Origin of the sequence: Flavonifractor sp. An9 (assembly GCF_002161245.1) — a bacterium.
In the GTDB taxonomy this organism is placed as follows: Bacteria; Bacillota; Clostridia; order Oscillospirales; family Oscillospiraceae; genus Flavonifractor; species Flavonifractor avicola.
In genome coordinates this window covers 252,428-270,043 of record NZ_NFHC01000001.1, presented here as the reverse complement: position 1 = coordinate 270,043, position 17,616 = coordinate 252,428, and the positions used below count along the sequence as shown (strand labels likewise).

Below are 17,616 nucleotides of genomic sequence, written 5' to 3'. Positions count from 1 at the left end.
ATGAACAAAGCATGGTGGAAAGAGAGCGTTATCTATCAAATCTATCCCCGCAGCTTCTGTGACTCCAACGGCGACGGCATCGGCGACCTGCCCGGCATCACCAGCAAGCTGGACTACATCAAGGAGCTGGGAGCCAATGTGATCTGGCTCTCCCCCGTCTACCGTTCTCCCAACGACGACAATGGCTACGACATCAGCGACTATCAGGCCATTATGGAGGAGTTCGGCACCATGGCCGACTTTGACCGCCTGCTGGCCGAGGCCCACGCTCGGGGCATCAAGATCGTAATGGATCTGGTGGTCAACCACACCTCCGACGAGCACGCCTGGTTTGCGGAGAGCCGCCAGTCCCGCGACAATGCCAAGCGGGATTTCTACATCTGGCGGGAGGGTAAGGAGGGTAAAGAGCCCAACAACTGGGGCTCTGCCTTCTCCGGCTCCGCCTGGACCTATGATGACGCCACCGATATGTACTACCTCCACTGCTTCTCCCCCAAGCAGCCCGACCTGAACTGGGATAATCCGGCGGTGCGTAACGCCGTCTTTGACATGATGACCTGGTGGTGCGACAAGGGCATCGACGGCTTCCGCATGGACGTGATCTCCATGATCTCCAAGCGGGAGGGTCTGCCCGATATGCCCACCGGCGGCGCCCTCTATGCCTCCTGCAATCTGGGCTGCTGCAACGGCCCCCACGTCCACGAGTATTTGCAGGAGATGCGCCGGAAGGTACTCTCCAAGTATGACCTGCTCACCGTGGGCGAGTGCGCTGGTGTGACCATCGACCAGGCCAAGCAGTACGCCAACGCCCAGGGCACCGAGCTGAACATGGTATTCCAGTTCGAGCACGTGGACCTGGACGGCGGCGACGCGGTCACCGGCAAATGGAGTACCCGAAAGATCGATCTGGTAGCCCTCAAGAAGCTGCTGTCCCGGTGGCAGAACGAGCTGGAGGACGTGGCCTGGAACAGCCTCTACTTCTGCAATCACGATCAGCCCCGCATCGTCTCCCGGCTGGGAGACGACTCCCCCCGGTATCGGGAACTATCCGCCAAGTGCATCGCCACCTGCCTCCACCTGATGCAGGGCACCCCCTACGTCTATCAGGGGGAGGAGCTGGGCATGACCAACGTGCCCTTTGGGCCCATTGAGAACTACCGGGACCTGGAGTCCATCAACGCCTACCATGATCTCACCGCCCGGGGCGTCTTCCAGCCGGAGGATCTGTTGGAGGCCATCGCCTACAAGAGCCGGGACAACGCCCGTACCCCCTTCCAGTGGGACGACTCCCCCAACGCTGGATTTACCACCGGCGAGCCCTGGATCATGGTCAATCCCAACTACCGAGAGATCAATGCCAAGGAACAGCTGGATCGGGCGGACTCTGTGTTCCACTATTACCAGAAGCTCATTGCCTTGCGCCGCAATTCCCCGGACAGCGAGCTCATCGTGTACGGCAGCTACCAGCTGATCCTGCCGGACCATCCCCAGCTGTTTGCCTACCTGCGCACCCTGGAGGGCAAGACCCTGCTCACCGTATGCAACCTGTCCGGCCAGCCGGCAGCCTTCGCCCTGCCGGAGGAGCTGGCGGACCGGAAGAGCCGTCTGCTCGTCGCCAACTGGGCGGAGGCCCCCGCCGCCGTTCCCGGCGCGCTGGAGTTCCGGCCCTGGCAGGCTGCCGCCTGGGTTCTGGAGTAACATATAAAAAGAGGATCTGCTGCGTTATGCAGCAGATCCTCTTTTTTACACCTGTTTGATCTGATACTGTACCGCCTGGCACTCGTCCAGGAACGGGAGGGCCAGCCCGGCATACATCAGTTCGTCGCCTCCGTACACCTTGCCATCCACCAGATAGTCCTTGTTCGGGTCCAATCCCTTCATACGCAGCAGGGGCCGCACCGGATTGGCGTGGCGCTGAGTCTGGACCACACTGACCACGGCCCGCTCCCGGTCGGGGGAGACGTGCATCCAGGCACAGAAGCACTCATGCTGGAAGGGGTCGGTGAGGCGGTAGTAGTCTCCCCGCATCACCACATCCCAGTAGGACCGGAATGCGGCAATCTGGGCCGCCACCTCCTCCAGCTCCTCCTGAGACAGCTCATTCAGGTCCAGCTCATAGCCAAAGGTACCGGCAGCGGCCACCACCCCCCGGGTATGGAGGGGAGTGGACCGGTGGGTCAGGCCGTTGGGCACAGCGGACACATGGGCACCCATGGTACAGCAGGGGTAGCAGTAGGAGGTACCGTACTGGATACGCAGCCGGTCCATGGCGTCGGTGTTGTCGGAGCACCAGATCTGGGGGGTATAGTAGAGCATCCCGCAGTCGAACCGGCCGCCACCGCCGGAGCAACCCTCAATGAGCAGATTGGGGAACTCCTGATGGAGGGCTTCCAGGATCTCATATACGCCCAGCACAAAGCGGTGGTACACCTCGCCCTGGCGCTCAGCGGGCAGACCAGCGCTCCACACATCGGTGAGGCTGCGGTTCATGTCCCACTTGACATAGGAGATGTCAGCGCTCTTGAGCATGGTCCGCAGATTGTCCAGAATATACTGCCGCACCTCGGCACGGGTGAGGTCCAGCACCAGCTGGTACCGGCCCCGGGTGGCAGGACGGCCGGGGGCCTGGAAGGCCCAGTCAGGGTGGGCCCGATAGAGGTCGGAATTCTCATTGACCATCTCCGGCTCCACCCAGATGCCGAACTTCATACCCAGGCCCTTGATGCGCTCTGCCAGAGGGGCCAGTCCGCCGGGCAGCTTCTCCTGGTTGACGTTCCAGTCCCCCAGTCCGCCGAAATCGTCGTTGCGCTGGCCGAACCAGCCATCGTCCATGACCATCATTTCCACGCCTACCTTGCTGGCAGCCTGGGCAATGGAATAGATCTTGTCGGCGTCAAAATCGAAGAGGGTGGCCTCCCAGTTGTTGATGAGGATGGGACGGCGGGCGTCCTTCCAGGGGCCCCTGCACAGATTGAGGCGGATGGCCCGGTGGAACAGGCGGCTCATATGGCCCAGACCCTGCCGGGTGAACACCATAGCGGCCTCCGGCGCGGTGAAGGTCTCGCCGGGCGCCAGCTGCCAGCAGAAGTGGAACGGATGGATCCCCATGGTCATCCGGGTCTCATGGAACTGGGTGTGCTCCACCGAGGCCAGGAAGTTGCCGGAGTACACCAGAGCCATGGCCCAGCAGCGGCCGGTATCCTCGGTGGTATCCGGATCGCACAGTACCAGGAAGGGGTTCTGCTGGTGGCTGGAGGAACCACGGACGCTGCCCGCGGTGTGGACACCCTGGGTCAGGGCAGTCCGTACCGGCTCGCGCTCCCGGGCATAGGCACCGCCCAGGGTAATGAAATCGTGATTGCCAACGGGGAAATCCAGGCAGGCGGAGGTTACCCGGGTCAGCCGGATGGGGGCGGCCCCGTTATTGCGCACCCGGACGGCCCGGGTGATCATATCGTACTCCTCCAGAACGCCATACAGCAGCTCCACCGTCAGGCCGCTGCACTTGTCCTGGAGTTCTACGGTCAGCGTCTGGGCAGTCACGCCCTCATCATAGAAGGCGGGCAAACCCTCCAGCGCATACTTGCCGTCGGAAACCGTGTGGCTGACGTAGCGCAGATCCACAATGTGGCTGCCATCCGCTAGGTCGGCCTCCAGGGCAGGCTGCCGGAAGTCACCCACACCGCTGGAAGAATACTCCTGGGGCTGAGTATCCAGGGACCAGGTACGATCCATCCCTACCTCGTCCGGGTTGGGAGAGAAGCCCCGGTCCTCGGGGCAAATCAGCCGGGAAAGATCTCCCTTTCGCAATTTCTCACCATAATAGGTGTGAAGCAGCACGCCGGTGGCATCGATCTTCATCTGATAGCTGGTGCTGCGGGTGTGCAGCGTGATGGTACGGCGTTGAGGATCATATTGAATCATACGGTTTCATCCTTTAACAGAAAGAGTAGAGCATGGCAAAAATCAGGGAAACAGCGGTCCCTATATTGCCCCTGCTTAACGGACCATATTATATCACATTGCAGGCTGCGTTTCATCTGCTTTGTCGGATTCTTCTGCCAGATTTCCACCTTACCTCCATATCGCATTATAAAAGCCGGCAAAGCATTGCGACGCAATGCTTTGCCGGCTTTGTTGGCTCACTCCCATTCAATGGTTCCCGTGGGCTTCGGCGTCAGATCATAGAGCACCCGGTTGACGCCCGGCACCTCATGGGTGATCCGGTGGGTGATGTGCTGCAGCAGGGCAAAAGGCACATCCTCCACCGTGGCGGTCATAGCATCCACCGTATTCACCGCACGGATGATAACCGGCCACTCATCAGCCCGCTTGCCATCCCGGACGCCCACGCTCTTGATATCGGGAATAGCGGTAAAATACTGCCAAACCTTGCCCTCCAGACCGTTTTTGGCAAACTCCTCCCGCAGGATTGCGTCCGACTCCCGCACCGCCTCCAGACGGTCACGGGTAATGGCGCCCAGGCACCGCACCCCAAGGCCGGGGCCGGGGAAGGGCTGGCGGTAGACCATGTTGTCAGGCAGGCCCAGGGCCTTGCCGCAGGCACGCACCTCGTCCTTGAAGAGCATCTTCAGGGGCTCCACCAGTTCAAAGTCCAGGTCCTCCGGCAGGCCGCCCACGTTGTGATGGCTCTTCACCGCCTTCACCGTCTTGGTACCCGACTCAATGATATCGGGATAGATGGTGCCCTGGCCCAGGAAGGAGATGCCTTCCAGCTTCCGGGCCTCTTCCTCAAACACCCGGATAAACTCACCGCCGATGATCTTACGCTTCTGCTCCGGATCAGCCACACCGGCCAGCTTGTCCAGGAACCGGTCCACTGCGTCCACATAGATCAGGTTGGCATCCATCTCATGGCGGAATACTTGGATCACCTGCTCCGGCTCGCCCTTGCGGAGCAGGCCGTGGTTGACGTGAACGCAGGTGAGCTGCTTGCCGATGGCCTTGATAAGCAGGGCGGCCACCACCGAGGAGTCCACGCCGCCGGACAAGGCCAGCAAAACCTTTTTATCCCCCACCTGTCGACGGATCAGCTCGATCTGGTCGGCAATGAAGTTATCCATATTCCAGTTGGCCTCGGCACCACACACGCCGAAGACGAAGTTGGACAGGGCCTGTTTCCGGGCCTCGTCATCCTCAGGCCAGGGGGCATCCCCCTTGTGGTCGACCATCAATACCGGCAGCTCACAGTTATAAATCTCCTTGGAAACGTCAATCTCCACGCCGTCCACCACCCGGTTGGGACCGCCGTTGAGAATGATGCCCTTCACATTGGGCAAAGCTTGAACCTCTGCCAGGGTAATGTCATGGGGATGAATCTCACTGTAAACACCCAGCGCCCGAACCTCACGGGCAATTTTGGCGTTCTCCTTGCTGCCAAGGTCCAGGATCAGAATCATGTCCTGCTTCATTGCAGTACCTCCCTGTTCTATGCGCGGCCGGCGGCGGCGCTTTTTGACATTATATCACATTCTCCAGCCTGTGAAAACCTGTCAGCGGCGTTTGGCCAGTTCCTTCCACACCGCCTGGGCAATGACCTCCTGTCCCTCCGGAGACCGAAGAACCTCCAGCACCATGGCCTTGAACTGATCCTTGGCCTGTTTGCTGGAGAAGATGGCATCCAGCATGGTAGCGCCGCCGCTGGATGCCGACTCCGCCTTGGGCCGCTTGACCGGCGCGGGGCGATATACCGGCTCCTCCTCCGCGGCGGTCAGGCCGCCGCTCATCCAGTCCTCCTGGCGAGTGCGGTCCCCGCTCTCCCCCCGCAGGTAGAACAGCGACACGTCAAAATAGGCCGCCATCTTCTCCTGCTGGTCTTTGGTGGGGGTGGCACGGCCAGTCTCAAACTTTTCAATGGCGTTTTTGGGAAAACCCAAGGCTGACGCCAGGGCGGGGCGGGACAGGCCCGCCTCGTCCCGCAGGGCCTCAATCCGTTGTGCCATCGTAACCATGTTTTATCTCTCCTTTTTCCAATATGCAAAACGAAAGGGGCCGGATGGCCCCTTTCGTCTGTGTGTGATTTACCGCTGTCCCTTGTCGTAGGGAATACCCTCTGCCTTGGGCGCTCTGGACTTCTTGGAAGTAAAGGCCAGTACGATCAGGGTGATCAGGTAGGGCAGCATCCGGTACAAATGGGGGCTGACACCGATCTCCGCCAGCATAAACACACCGTCACCGTTGATATCGATGCTGGTGTAAGAGGCGGCGATACATTTGAACAAGCCGAACAGCAGGGCTGCACCAGCGATATTCAGGGGCTTCCAGTTACCGAAGATCATAACCGCCAGGGCCAGGAAGCCGAAGCCTGCCACCTCGCCGGTGGAGGCACAGTTGGCGGTGGTAAGGGCGTACACAAAGCCGCCCATACCGGCCAGGGCACCGGAGATGGTGGTACCGGCATAGCGCATCTTGTACACATTGATGCCCAGAGAGTCGGCAGCCTGGGGATTTTCACCGCAGGAGCGCAGCCGCAGACCAAAGCGGGTCTTGTAGAGCAGAATGGACAGGATGACAAACAGGATGATGCAGATATAAGTGGCCAGATAGGTCTTATCAATGAAGGTGGAGCCGAAGAAGCCCATCTCCTCGCTGCGTCCGTATCCAAAGAAGCTCTTTTTGATCATGAAGTAGCTGGCCGCGTCGCCCTCCGCCATCTGCAGGGTGTTCTGGTTGGCCACGATGCGGATGAAGAAGAGCACCAGGGCGGGAGCCAGCAGGTTCAGAGCGGTACCGCCGATGGTCTGGTCTGCCTTCAGATTCACAGATGCGAAGGAGAGCAGCAGGGAGAAAATGGCGCCCAGCACCGCGGCAACTACCATAGCCAGGATCATAAAGCCCTGGAGGGCTACCCAGTCACCGGCAGCCTTGGCATCTACATAGAAGCCAGCTTGCTGCATCAGCCGCACAAACAGTACGCCAGCAAAGGCACCGAAGATCATAATACCTTCAAGGGCCAGGTTGATGATACCGCTGCGCTCGGCGAACACGCCGGCCAGTGCCACGATCATCAGAGGCACGGCATAGATCAAAGTCTGCTGAATGAGGAACGTCATGCTTCACCGCCTCCTTCCTCCACAGCGGCGCTGTCCGGGGGCGTGTCCGGCGGCGTATCTGGCGGTGTATCCGCCGGAAGCGGCTCTGTGGTTGCGGCCACCGTCTGCACCTTGGCATTCTTACGCTTCTTATGGCCGCTGATGAGCATCCGGATCACCAGAGAGAAAGCGCTGAGGTAAACGATGATGGCAATGATTACGTCGGTAATATATTCGTTGTAGGCGGTCAGGTTGGTCAGCTGCAGGCCCACAATATCCAGCATGGACATGAAGCAGCCGGCAAAAATGACGCCGATGGGATGGCTGGCCGCCAGCAGGGCCACGGGGATACCGTTAAAGCCGGTGGCGGGCAGCGTCTGGTAAGCCGAGGTCCAGTAGAACTCAGTGTTGCCGGACAGGTAGTACAGGGAGGCAGCAGCACCGGACAGGGCGCCGGCAATGGCCATAGACAGCACGATATTGCGCTTGTCCGCAATACCCGCATACCGGGCGGCATGGCGGTTGGCGCCGCAGGCCTTCAGCTGGTAGCCCAGGGTGGTCTTGGTCATAAGGATAAAGATCAGGATGGCAATGATGATCGCCACCACAATGCCGCCGTTGACCTGGGAGCCGGGGAAGATCTTGTCCAGCCCCAGCTTGGCCGTCTGCACACCGTTAAACGAAGTCTTATAGATATAGGCCGTCTTGGTGTTCTCCACATGGTTCTGGAGGTTGGCAAACAGACTGCCGTTGTCAAACAGCCAGGTTACCAGGTTGGCGGCGATCCAGTTGGTCATGATACAGGCCAGCACCTCGTTGATGTTGAGGAAGGCCTTGACCAGGCCGGGGATACAACCCCAGATGGCGCCAGCCAGGCAGCCGCCCACAAAAGCGATCACCCACACCAGGGGAGCAGGCACCACGCTGGTGGGGATGGACAGGGCCAGGATCAAAGTGGCCGCCGTACCCATCAGATACTGACCGGGTGCACCGATGTTGAACAGGCCGGTCTTGAAGGCCACTGCCACCGAGAGACCGGTGAGGATCAGAGGCGTAGCCCGGAAGAGCATATTGCCCATGTTGGTGGAGTTAAATCCGAACGTAAGGGCACCAGCCGCGCTGCGTCCGGTGCTGAACAGGCCGCCGAATACCAGCTGAACGCCCTCCAGCGCACCCTTAATCCCCAAGCTGGGGTTGAAGATACCGACGATCAGGATGATGATGGCGCCCACTGCCAGGCCGATGAGGATGGCGATCAGCGAAGCCAGCACCGATTTGGTACCCTCTTTTTGTAGTAAGGTGGAACCTCTCTCTTTCACGCGCCTTTCCCCTCCTTCTCTGTCCGCTTGGCGCCGGCCATATAGAGGCCCAGCTCCTGAACGGTGGTGGTCTTCGGGTCAAGCTCACCCACGATCTCACCCTCGTACATAACCAGGATGCGGTCGGAAAGACTCATAACCTCGTCCAGCTCCAGGGAGACCAACAACACAGCACGGCCCTTGTCCCGCTCAGCCACCAGCTGCTTGTGGATATACTCGATGGCGCCCACGTCCAGGCCGCGGGTGGGCTGCACCGCAATCAGCAGGGGCTTGTCCCGATCCACTTCCCGGGCAATGATGGCCTTCTGCTGGTTACCGCCCGACATAGACCGGGCAATGGTCACCGGTCCCTGGCCAGAACGCACATCATACTGCTCAATCAGGGCCTCGGCATACTTGCGTACCTCGCCTCTCTTGATAAATCCCAGGTGCTGGAATCTGGGCTCCCGGAACCGCTGGAGTACCATGTTCTGCTCCAGGGTAAAGTCCAGCACCAGGCCGTGCTTATGCCGGTCCTCAGGAATGTGGCTCATGTTCTCCCCACGCTGATGAATGGAGCAGTGACTGATTTCCTTTCCGCACAGCTGGATGGAACCGCCGCTGCACTTCTCCAAACCGGCAAGACCGTATACCAGTTCGCTCTGGCCGTTGCCGTCGATGCCCGCAATACATACGATTTCACCCTTGCGGACCTGGAAAGATACGTCATTGACCGCATTGCGCTTATGGGTATGAGAGGGCACTGTCATCCCTTCGACAGAAAGCACCACCTCGCCGGGCGTGGCAGGCGTCTTTTCCACCTGAAGCTGAACCGGCCGGCCCACCATCATATTGGACAGGGACTGCTTGTCGGTGTCTTTGGTATCCACCGTGCCCACATATTTGCCCTTGCGCAGTACGGTGACCCGATCGGCCACCGCCATGATCTCGTTCAGCTTGTGGGAGATGAAGAGGATGCTCTTCCCCTCCTTGGCAAACTCACGCATGGTGGCCATCAGCTCGTCGATCTCCTGGGGAGTCAGCACGGCGGTAGGCTCGTCAAAAATGAGGATCTCATTGTCCCGGTAGAGCATTTTCAGAATCTCTACCCGCTGCTGCATACCGACCGTGATATCCTCCACCTTGGCGTCCAGATCCACGCTCAGGCCGTATTTCTTGGAGATCTCCTCCACCTTTTTCCGGGCCTCTTTCTTCTGCAGGAAGCCCAGTTTGGTGGTCTCCGCGCCCAGAATGATATTGTCCAGCACCGTAAATACGTCGATCAGCTTGAAGTGCTGGTGCACCATGCCGATGCCCAACGCCGTAGCGTCGTTGGGGTTATTGATCTTTACTTTCTCGCCATTTTTGCGGATCTCGCCTGCCTCCGGCTGATACAGGCCGAAAAGCACGCTCATCAGAGTCGATTTTCCCGCGCCGTTTTCGCCCAGCAGCGCATGGATCTCTCCTCTGCGCAGCTGGAGGGTGATGTCGTCGTTGGCGATGATACCAGGAAATTCCTTGGTAATGTGGAGCATCTCAATGATGTTCTCAGTCTCCATAATCCTTATCCCGCCCTCCTCCGTGAGTTGGTTGTTTTTATTATACAATATCGGTAGGAGAAACTCAAGAAATTTGTTCTATTCTCCAATTTCTGAGTCTCCTTCTGCGGAAAAAGAAAGAGCGCCCTGCGGAATTCCGCAGGGCGCCCTCCGGATGGACTGATAATCAGATGACGTTCAGAGTCAGGTTGCTCCAATCGGTGGACTCCAGCTTCTCATAGTCGGCGTCCACAACCAGAGAGCCGTCCAGCATCTGCTGATACAGAGCCTCGTACTCCTCAACGGTGAAGGTCTCGAACCGCCAGGAGCTGTCAGCGGTGGGCAGAGCCACAGAGTTGTTCTCCACGCCCAGAGAAGTGGCAACGCCGCCGATCTCGCTGAAGGTGCCGTCATAGACGTGGCCCACGGCCCACTGCACAGCGTCGGACAGGCCCTTCATGGCGGAGGTAACAACGTAATCAGACTCGCCGGACTGATCCACGTCCACGCCGATGACGTACTTGTCATTAGCGGAGGCGGCAGCGGCGATGGACTGGAACATGGAGCCGCCGCAGGCAAAGACAATCTCAGTACCGTTGGCATACCAGCCGCTGATCATGGTCTGCAGCTCGGTGGAGCCGGAGAAGGTAGCGCCGTACTGCCAGGAGTAGTTCATCTCAACAGTGGTGCCCAGTTCCTTGGCGGCGTCATTGGCGCCCTGGACATAGCCGTAGCCGAAACGGCAGCAGGCAGGGTTGGTGCCGCCGCCGCCGCCGGAGAAGCCCAGCTTGGTGAAGCCGTCCTTCACAGCGGCGTAGCCGGCCAGGTAACCAGCCTGCTCTTCCTTAAAGGCAATAGCGGCCACGTTGGTCAGGATGGGGCTGTCGGGATTCTCGGGATCCTCGGTCAGAGGATAGCCGTCGATGAACACGAAGGGAACTTCGGGGAAGTCAATGGCGGCCTTGCGCAGGGCGGCCTCCTGCAGGAAGCCGGCGCACACGACCACTTCGGCGCCGCCGTCCACGGCAGCCTTCATGGCGTCGTAGCGGTCATCGTCGGTAGCCTCGTTGGCGTTGGCGGGCTGATAGTACTTGTAGGACAGGCCGTTGGCGGCGGCATACAGCTTCACGCCGTCGAAGGTGCCCTGGTTGAAGGACTTGTCCTTCAGCTGGCCCACGTCAGTGACGAAAGCCACCTGATACTTGCCGTCCTCAGAGGTCATGGTGTCGGGGATGGAGTCGGGATCGGTGGCAGCCTCGCCGCCGGGGGTCTCGGTGTTGCCGGGAGTGGTCTCCACGTTGCCGGGAGTCTCACTGTTGCCGCTGGGGGTCTCGGTGGTACCGCCACCACCGCCACAGGCTGCCAGGCCAGCGATCATGGCAAGAGAGAGCAGCAGCGCAAGGAGCTTCTTAGACTTCTTCAATGTGATCTACCTTCCTTTCATATCACACAAATCGCCCAGGTCGGTCTGCAACGGCGTTGTTTCTCCTCCCTGAGCTTGGTCTTATTATACTCTGTTCCCGAAAAAAGGGCAACCTACAATTTACACAAACCATTCAATTTTTACAAATTCTCAACGCTGTTTTCCTGCCCCTTCCAGCAAAAATGGCAAAGGAGCGGCCTTCCGCCGCTCCTTTGCCACAATTTGTCACTGAATGGAGACCACTTCGTAGCCCGCTTCTGTAACAGCATTCTTCAATATCTCGTCCGCTACATCCTTACTCAGGGTAACGGTGGCGGACTTGGCGGCCAGATCCACAGTGGCGGTCACACCGTCGATGGCATTGAGCGCCTTCTCCACATGGGCCTGGCAGTGGGCGCACATCATTCCGTTGATGGTCATAGTCTTAGTCATGGTACTCGTTCCTTTCTGTGTTTCGATTTGCTCCGCCGGCACCTCCTGATGGAGGGGCCGGAAAAACTTCAGACGCAGGGCGTTGGACACCACACACATCGAGCTGAGGCTCATAGCAGCGGCGCCGAACATGGGAGAGAGTTGCCAGCCGGTGATGGGGAACCATACCCCGGCGGCCAGCGGGATACCGATAATATTGTAGATGAAGGCCCAGAACAGGTTCTCCTTGATATTGCGGATTACCTTTTTGGACAGGCGCACGGCGGTGACCGCGTCCAGCAGGTCGCTTTTCATCAGCACCACGTCGGCCGACTCGATGGCCACGTCGGTGCCCGCCCCGATGGCCATGCCCACATCGGCCCGGGCCAGCGCGGGGGCGTCGTTGATACCGTCGCCGATCATGGCCACCCGCTTCCCCTGGGCCTGGAGATCGGCCACGACCTTCTCCTTATCCTGGGGCAGAACCTCGGCAATGACCTGGGTTACCCCCAGCTCCCGGCCTACCGCCTCAGCGGTACGCCGGTTGTCGCCGGTAAGCATAACCACGTCGATGCCCAGCTCCCGGAAGCCTCGGACGGCTGCGGCGCTGGTGGGCTTGGGGGGATCGGCCACCGCCACCACACCCAATATCTTACCATGCTCGGCAAAGTACAGCGGGGTCTTGCCGTTTTGGGCCAGAGCCTCTCCCCTGTCTCCAAAGCTTTCCAGAGAAATGCCCGCCTCCTCCAGCATGGCCCGGTTGCCCGCCAGCACGGGAACACCGTGGAGCGTGCCCCGGACCCCCCGTCCGGACAGGGCCTGAAAGTCCTGGATGGGAGCCAGAGGAATGTTCCGCTCCTCCGCCTCGGTCAGGATGGCTTCCGCCAGCGGGTGCTCAGAGGGTTTCTCCAGGGAGGCTGCCACGCACAAAAGTTCCTCCGCCGTCACCCCCTCCGCCGGGATGCAGTCGGTGACCGCGGGTTTGCCCTGGGTCAGGGTGCCCGTCTTATCCACCACCACGGTACGGACCGTGTGGAGGGTTTCCAACGCCTCGGCGGATTTAATGAGGATGCCGTTTTCCGCGCCCTTGCCGGTACCCACCATAATGGCCACCGGAGTAGCCAGGCCCAGGGCGCAGGGGCAGGAGATCACCAGCACCGCCACTCCGGCGGTGAGGGCAGACTCGATGGACTGGGTGAGGACAAACCACACCACCGCCGTCACCAGAGCAATGCCGATTACCACCGGCACAAAGACCCCGGCCACCTTGTCGGCCAGTTTGGCAATGGGTGCCTTGGAGGCAGAGGCCTCCTCCACCAATTTGATCATCTGGGCCAGGGTGGTGTCCTCCCCTACCCGGGTGGCCCGGAAGACAAAGTAACCGGATTTATTGATGGTAGCGGCGGCTACCTGGTCGCCGACCCCTTTCTCCACCGGCAGGGACTCGCCGGTGAGGGCGGACTCGTCCACCGAGGAGTTCCCTTCCACCACGATCCCGTCTACCGGGATGCGGCCGCCGGGACGCACCACCACCAGGTCGCCCATCGTTACCTCTTCCACCGGGATCTCCACCTCTGCCCCATTCCGCAGAACCGCGGCAGTTTTAGGGGCCAGATCCATCAGCCGGGTAATGGCCTGACTGGTCTTGCCTTTGGACCGGGTCTCCAGCCACTTGCCCAGGGTAATGAGGGTAAGGATCATACCGGCTGACTCAAAGTACAGATCCATGGACCACTTGTCCACCCGGGCCTGATCTCCGTGGCCCAGGCCCCAAGCGATCTGGAACAGGGCGGCCACACCGTAGATCACAGCAGCGGCCGATCCCAGGGCGATGAGGGAATCCATGTTTGGTGAGCGGTGCCACAACGTTTTAAAGCCCACCTTATAGTATTTGTCGTTGATATACATAATGGGCAGGGTAAGCAGGAACTGAATCAGAGCCACCACAAACACGTTGCCCGGATCGTGGAAAAAGGCGGGCAGAGGCCAGCCCATCATGTGGCCCATGGCGATATAGAAGAGAGGCACCAGGAAAATGAGGGAGGTCAAAAACCGTCGCTTCATACCGGCGGCCTCTTCCTCCATCCTATTGACCTGCTTAGGCTGGGCTGTCACTCCTTTGACTGCCGGGAGGGAGGCTCCGTAGCCCGCCTCCTCCACCGCGTGGATGATCTGCCCGGCGTCGGTGGCACCCTCGTCGTAGTCCACCACCATGGAGTTGCCCAGCAGATTCACATTGACCCCGTCCACGCCGGCCACTTTGCACACGGCCTTTTCCACATGAGCCGAACACGCCGCGCAGGTCATGCCTTGTACATCGAACTTTTGCTTCATGGTCTCACCATATCGTCTTTCTACTTTAAAATCTTGCCCAGCGTGCCGATAAACTCATCCACCTTCTGGCTGCGTTCCTCCGGCGTTTCCGCCTCCTGAACGCAGTGCTTGAGATGGGCTGCCAGGATCTCTTTATTGGTACGGTTCAAAATAGCTTCCGTAGCCATAAGCTGCTGGGAGATATCGATACAATATCGATTCTCTTCCACCATTTTTATAATTCCGTCAATCTGTCCCCGGGCGGTACGCAGCAGCCGGAGGACTGTTTTCTGGTCTGCCATCATATCAGACACCCCCCTGGGGTGTAGTATAGCATCATCAGTTAGTCGTGTCAACCTCCCCTGTCGAAAAGTCCCGGAAAAAAAGCAGGAAAAAAGGGGTTGACATATTAGAATATTTGAATATAATAATATACAGATCAAGACAGGGAGGTGATCCCATGGAAGGTACGGATTCCATCTATCTGGAGAAGGCGGAGCTGCTGAAGGCCCTGTCCCATCCCGTCCGACTGCGGATCGTCCGGGGCCTGCTCCACTGCGGCTGCCGCAACGTGGGCTGCATGGAAGCCAACACCGGCCAGTCCCAGTCCTGCATCTCCCAGCACCTGATGCGCCTGAAGGCCGCCGGTATTGTAAAGGCGGCCCGGTCAGGCAACGAGGTCTATTACGAGGTCTCCGATCCTCAGACAGCGGCTGTGATTGCCGCTCTGTTCGGAGAGTGTGAGGAGGAATACCATTGTACGACATCGCAGTAATCGGCAGCGGCCCTGCCGGCCTGTCGTCCGCCGTCCAGGCACGGGTTCGAAATAAATCGGTGCTGGTGGTGGGCGGTGACGACCGGGATAATCCCCTCTATAAAACTCCACGCATCGAAAACTACCTGGGCTTTCCCCAAGCCAGCGGACAGGAACTGCTGGATCGGTTCCACGCCCACGCTCGTGAAATGGGAGCCGAACGAAAAGAGGGCCGTGTTCTGAATATCATGCCCATGGGCGACACATTCTATCTCAGCATCGGTTCTGAGATGGAACAGGCCCGGGCCATCATTCTGGCTACCGGCGTGGTGTGGGCCAACAAGTATCCCGGCGAGGCAGAGTATCTGGGCCGGGGCGTCAGCTACTGCGCCACCTGTGACGGAATGCTCTACCGGGGCAAGGAAGTCGTTGTGGTGGGCAAAGCCGCCGACGCGCCTCAGGAGGCCAACTATCTTCAGGAGCTGGGATGCAAGGTCACCTACGTCAGCGACAAGGCCCCCGACGGCCTGCGGCCCGACATTCCCTATGTGAAGGCCCCCAAGGTGGAGATTACCGGCAGCAGCAAGGTGGAATCCATTCGGGCCGGCAGCACCACCATTCCCTGTGAGGGTGTGTTCATCCTCCGCCCCTCGGTGGCTCCCGCTGATCTGCTCCCCGGCCTGGCACTGGAGGGCGGATATATCCAGGTAGACCGGAACATGGCTACCAATGTCCCCGGCGTCTTTGCCGCCGGCGACTGTACCGGTCTCCCGCTCCAGGTATCCAAAGCCGTGGGGGAAGGCCTGGTGGCCGGCCTGCGGGCTGCGGAATACGTAGACCACATGAGCAATTCAAATTGATTTGATACAGAGAAAGGATGTTATCTATGTCTATCATTCATCTGACCAATGAGGCTTTTGACAAGGCGGTTTCCAACGGTATCTCCATGGTGGATTTCTGGGCTTCCTGGTGCGGTCCCTGCAAAATGCTGGCCCCTGTGATGGAGGATCTGGCGGGCAAGTACGAGGGCAAGGCCCTAGTGGGCAAGGTCAACGTGGACGACGAGCCCGACCTGGCCATGCGCTTCGGCGTCATGAGCATCCCCACCGTCATCTTCCTGAAGGACGGCAAGGAGTTTGACCGCAAGGTGGGCGTGATGCCTCCTCAGGCCTACACCGCCGTGCTGGACGCCAACCTGTAAGCTGGAAGTAAAAGAAGGCCTGCCGCTGATGCGGCAGGCCTTCTCTGTCATTCCTCCCCTTTTTTCAGCAGGTGGGAAGCCAGGGCGCAAACCATGCCGGCGATGGGATAGACGATCCACCCCCAGCGCCAGCCCCAGCTGTCCCCGTACTCTCCCGACACCGCCATGGAGCCAAAACCTACGATCATATAGATCACAGTAGCGGCTATCATGATAGCGCCGCAGATCCAGTTCTCCTTTTTTCGGAGCGCCATCGCCTCCGGGCTGGAGTCATGCTCTTTATTCCAGCCCTCAATGTTATACTTGCCTCTGCGCAGTCCGGCCCACACCAGGACAGTCACGCCCAGAGCCACGATGAGCAGAAAGACCGCTACCAGCTTGGCTTCCGCCCGCTCCCCCATCCGTTCGGCGCTGTCTCCCAGCAGGATGAGCCACACCACACCCAGAAAAAAGCCCACGATGGGCAGGGCAACGAGGAAGGGATACCGGTTTAGAAACCGCTCCCGCTGCTCGTCGGCATAGAAATCCCGTAGTACCGGGTGCGCCTTTTCAAATCGGTCATAGCGCATGCCGGCGATCACCAAAATAGCCACCGCCACCGCAATCCCTGAGATGAGCACTGCAGCCACCCAGTTTTCCGGAAAGCCCGCAAAGCCATACAGCGCCAATCCTCCGCTCACCGACAGGATGATGAGGCCAACACCCAGGGCAACCGCATTGGAAAACCAGTTCATAAAGCGGTCGTACCCGGCAGCGTCGGTGTGGTAATGCTCCCGCACATCCCCCCGCAGCAGGGTGTCCAGGTCGGTGTGGAACAGCTCACACAGCACCAGTAATTTTTCCATTTCTGGAAAACTGGTATCCGACTCCCACTTGCTCACCGACTGCCGGGACACCTGAAGGGCCTCGGCCAGTCCCTCCTGGGTCATCCCGGCCCGGTCCCGGAGAAATTGTAGATTCGCCCCAAAACTCATGGTCTCTGCCTCCTCTCAAGGTGGCTAAAACATATCAAAACCCAAGCGCAACTGAAACCAATTTGCAGTTGCGTTTGGGTTTTTTCCTGTAAACTTTCGGTTGCATCGGGCTTTTTGCCCTCAAAAAATGCTCAGTGGGACCGGCCGCCCAGCATGGCGTTCAGCTCCGCCTGGGTACAGTGATAATCCCCGTCTCCGCTGCGGCGGTAGGACCCCCGGCGGAGGTTTCCCCCGATATAGACCGGCTGCTGGTCCTGTTCCGCCATGGGCACAGTGATGGCCACAATGTCCCCGCCATCCACATGGAGGATCTGGATATCCTCCTCCCGGAGGATGTTGACGCTGACCACTGCCGGGTCGTCCAGGCCGGCAATAAACTCCTCCACCATACCCTGGGGGTCCAGCAGGCCCTGTACCCGCAGGCTGTGGTCGGGCAGCTCCTCCACCCCCAGCAGGATCACCCCGCCGTAGCTATTGGCAAAAGCGGAGTAGGTCTCCCAGATGCTGTGGGGCAGGCCGCCAGTGGCCAGCTTGGCCTCCAGGCGGTTGTTCTCCCGATAGCGGCTGATCTGTGTGAAGTCGAACATAGGGCCGGCCTCCCCTTTCGTAGTGCCTTCATTATACCGGGAAGGATGGCCGTTGACAAGGAAAA

At 59.5% G+C, this 17,616-nt stretch carries 15 protein-coding genes; 4 read left to right on the top strand and 11 right to left on the bottom strand.

Features of this window, described 5'->3' with window-relative positions:
- On the top strand, positions 1 to 1,698 hold the full coding sequence (locus B5G40_RS01350; RefSeq protein ID WP_087398509.1) for a glycoside hydrolase family 13 protein: 1,698 nt from the start codon (positions 1 to 3) through the stop codon (positions 1,696 to 1,698).
- A 45-nt stretch (positions 1,699 to 1,743) separates the two neighbouring features.
- Here B5G40_RS01350 and B5G40_RS01345 read toward each other — a convergent pair whose 3' ends face one another.
- The 9 genes from B5G40_RS01345 to B5G40_RS01305 form a co-directional block, all read right to left on the bottom strand.
- Positions 1,744 to 3,924 carry an alpha-galactosidase gene (locus B5G40_RS01345; protein WP_087398508.1) on the bottom strand — a complete coding sequence of 727 codons (2,181 nt, stop codon included), beginning with the start codon at positions 3,922 to 3,924 and terminating at the stop codon, positions 1,744 to 1,746.
- A gap of 218 nt (positions 3,925 to 4,142) precedes the next feature.
- Complete coding sequence (guaA, locus tag B5G40_RS01340; protein ID WP_087328453.1) at positions 4,143 to 5,432, bottom strand: glutamine-hydrolyzing GMP synthase; 1,290 nt, start codon at positions 5,430 to 5,432, stop codon at positions 4,143 to 4,145.
- Positions 5,433 to 5,513: 81 nt separating this feature from the next.
- Positions 5,514 to 5,963 carry a helix-turn-helix domain-containing protein gene (locus B5G40_RS01335; RefSeq protein ID WP_242959110.1) on the bottom strand — a complete coding sequence of 150 codons (450 nt, stop codon included), beginning with the start codon at positions 5,961 to 5,963 and terminating at the stop codon, positions 5,514 to 5,516.
- Between the two features lie 78 nt (positions 5,964 to 6,041).
- A complete protein-coding gene (locus B5G40_RS01330; RefSeq protein ID WP_087188535.1) occupies positions 6,042 to 7,073 on the bottom strand; it encodes an ABC transporter permease in 1,032 nt (343 codons plus the stop codon).
- Complete coding sequence (locus B5G40_RS01325) at positions 7,070 to 8,371, bottom strand: ABC transporter permease (RefSeq protein ID WP_087188536.1); 1,302 nt, start codon at positions 8,369 to 8,371, stop codon at positions 7,070 to 7,072. Before B5G40_RS01325 ends, B5G40_RS01330 begins: the two co-directional genes overlap by 4 nt.
- Complete coding sequence (locus B5G40_RS01320; protein WP_087328448.1) at positions 8,368 to 9,909, bottom strand: ABC transporter ATP-binding protein; 1,542 nt, start codon at positions 9,907 to 9,909, stop codon at positions 8,368 to 8,370. Before B5G40_RS01320 ends, B5G40_RS01325 begins: the two co-directional genes overlap by 4 nt.
- 166 nt (positions 9,910 to 10,075) lie before the next feature.
- Positions 10,076 to 11,311, bottom strand: coding sequence for a BMP family lipoprotein (locus B5G40_RS01315; RefSeq protein ID WP_087398506.1), 1,236 nt, complete (start codon positions 11,309 to 11,311; stop codon positions 10,076 to 10,078).
- A gap of 225 nt (positions 11,312 to 11,536) precedes the next feature.
- A complete protein-coding gene (locus B5G40_RS01310; protein ID WP_087398505.1) occupies positions 11,537 to 14,056 on the bottom strand; it encodes a heavy metal translocating P-type ATPase in 2,520 nt (839 codons plus the stop codon).
- Between the two features lie 20 nt (positions 14,057 to 14,076).
- Positions 14,077 to 14,340, bottom strand: a complete 264-nt coding sequence (locus tag B5G40_RS01305; protein WP_087188540.1) for a metal-sensing transcriptional repressor — start codon at positions 14,338 to 14,340, stop codon at positions 14,077 to 14,079.
- 155 nt (positions 14,341 to 14,495) lie between these two features.
- Here B5G40_RS01305 and B5G40_RS01300 point away from each other — a divergent pair, with 155 nt between their 5' ends.
- Genes B5G40_RS01300 through trxA form a run of 3 tightly spaced genes read left to right on the top strand, consistent with a single transcriptional unit; the run spans position 14,496 to position 15,990 of the window.
- Positions 14,496 to 14,810, top strand: coding sequence for an ArsR/SmtB family transcription factor (locus tag B5G40_RS01300; RefSeq protein ID WP_087188541.1), 315 nt, complete (start codon positions 14,496 to 14,498; stop codon positions 14,808 to 14,810).
- A complete protein-coding gene (locus B5G40_RS01295) occupies positions 14,792 to 15,649 on the top strand; it encodes an NAD(P)/FAD-dependent oxidoreductase (protein WP_087398504.1) in 858 nt (285 codons plus the stop codon). Before B5G40_RS01300 ends, B5G40_RS01295 begins: the two co-directional genes overlap by 19 nt.
- A 26-nt stretch (positions 15,650 to 15,675) precedes the next feature.
- Positions 15,676 to 15,990 (top strand): thioredoxin, encoded by a 315-nt coding sequence (gene trxA / locus B5G40_RS01290; protein ID WP_087398503.1) that lies wholly within the window; start codon positions 15,676 to 15,678, stop codon positions 15,988 to 15,990.
- 47 nt (positions 15,991 to 16,037) lie between these two features.
- Here trxA and B5G40_RS01285 read toward each other — a convergent pair whose 3' ends face one another.
- Positions 16,038 to 16,964 (bottom strand): helix-turn-helix domain-containing protein, encoded by a 927-nt coding sequence (locus tag B5G40_RS01285; protein ID WP_087398502.1) that lies wholly within the window; start codon positions 16,962 to 16,964, stop codon positions 16,038 to 16,040.
- A 131-nt stretch (positions 16,965 to 17,095) separates the two neighbouring features.
- Positions 17,096 to 17,551: an AlbA family DNA-binding domain-containing protein gene (locus B5G40_RS01280; protein WP_087328418.1), complete on the bottom strand. Its 456-nt coding sequence runs from the start codon at positions 17,549 to 17,551 to the stop codon at positions 17,096 to 17,098.
- Positions 17,552 to 17,616 lie beyond the last annotated feature (65 nt).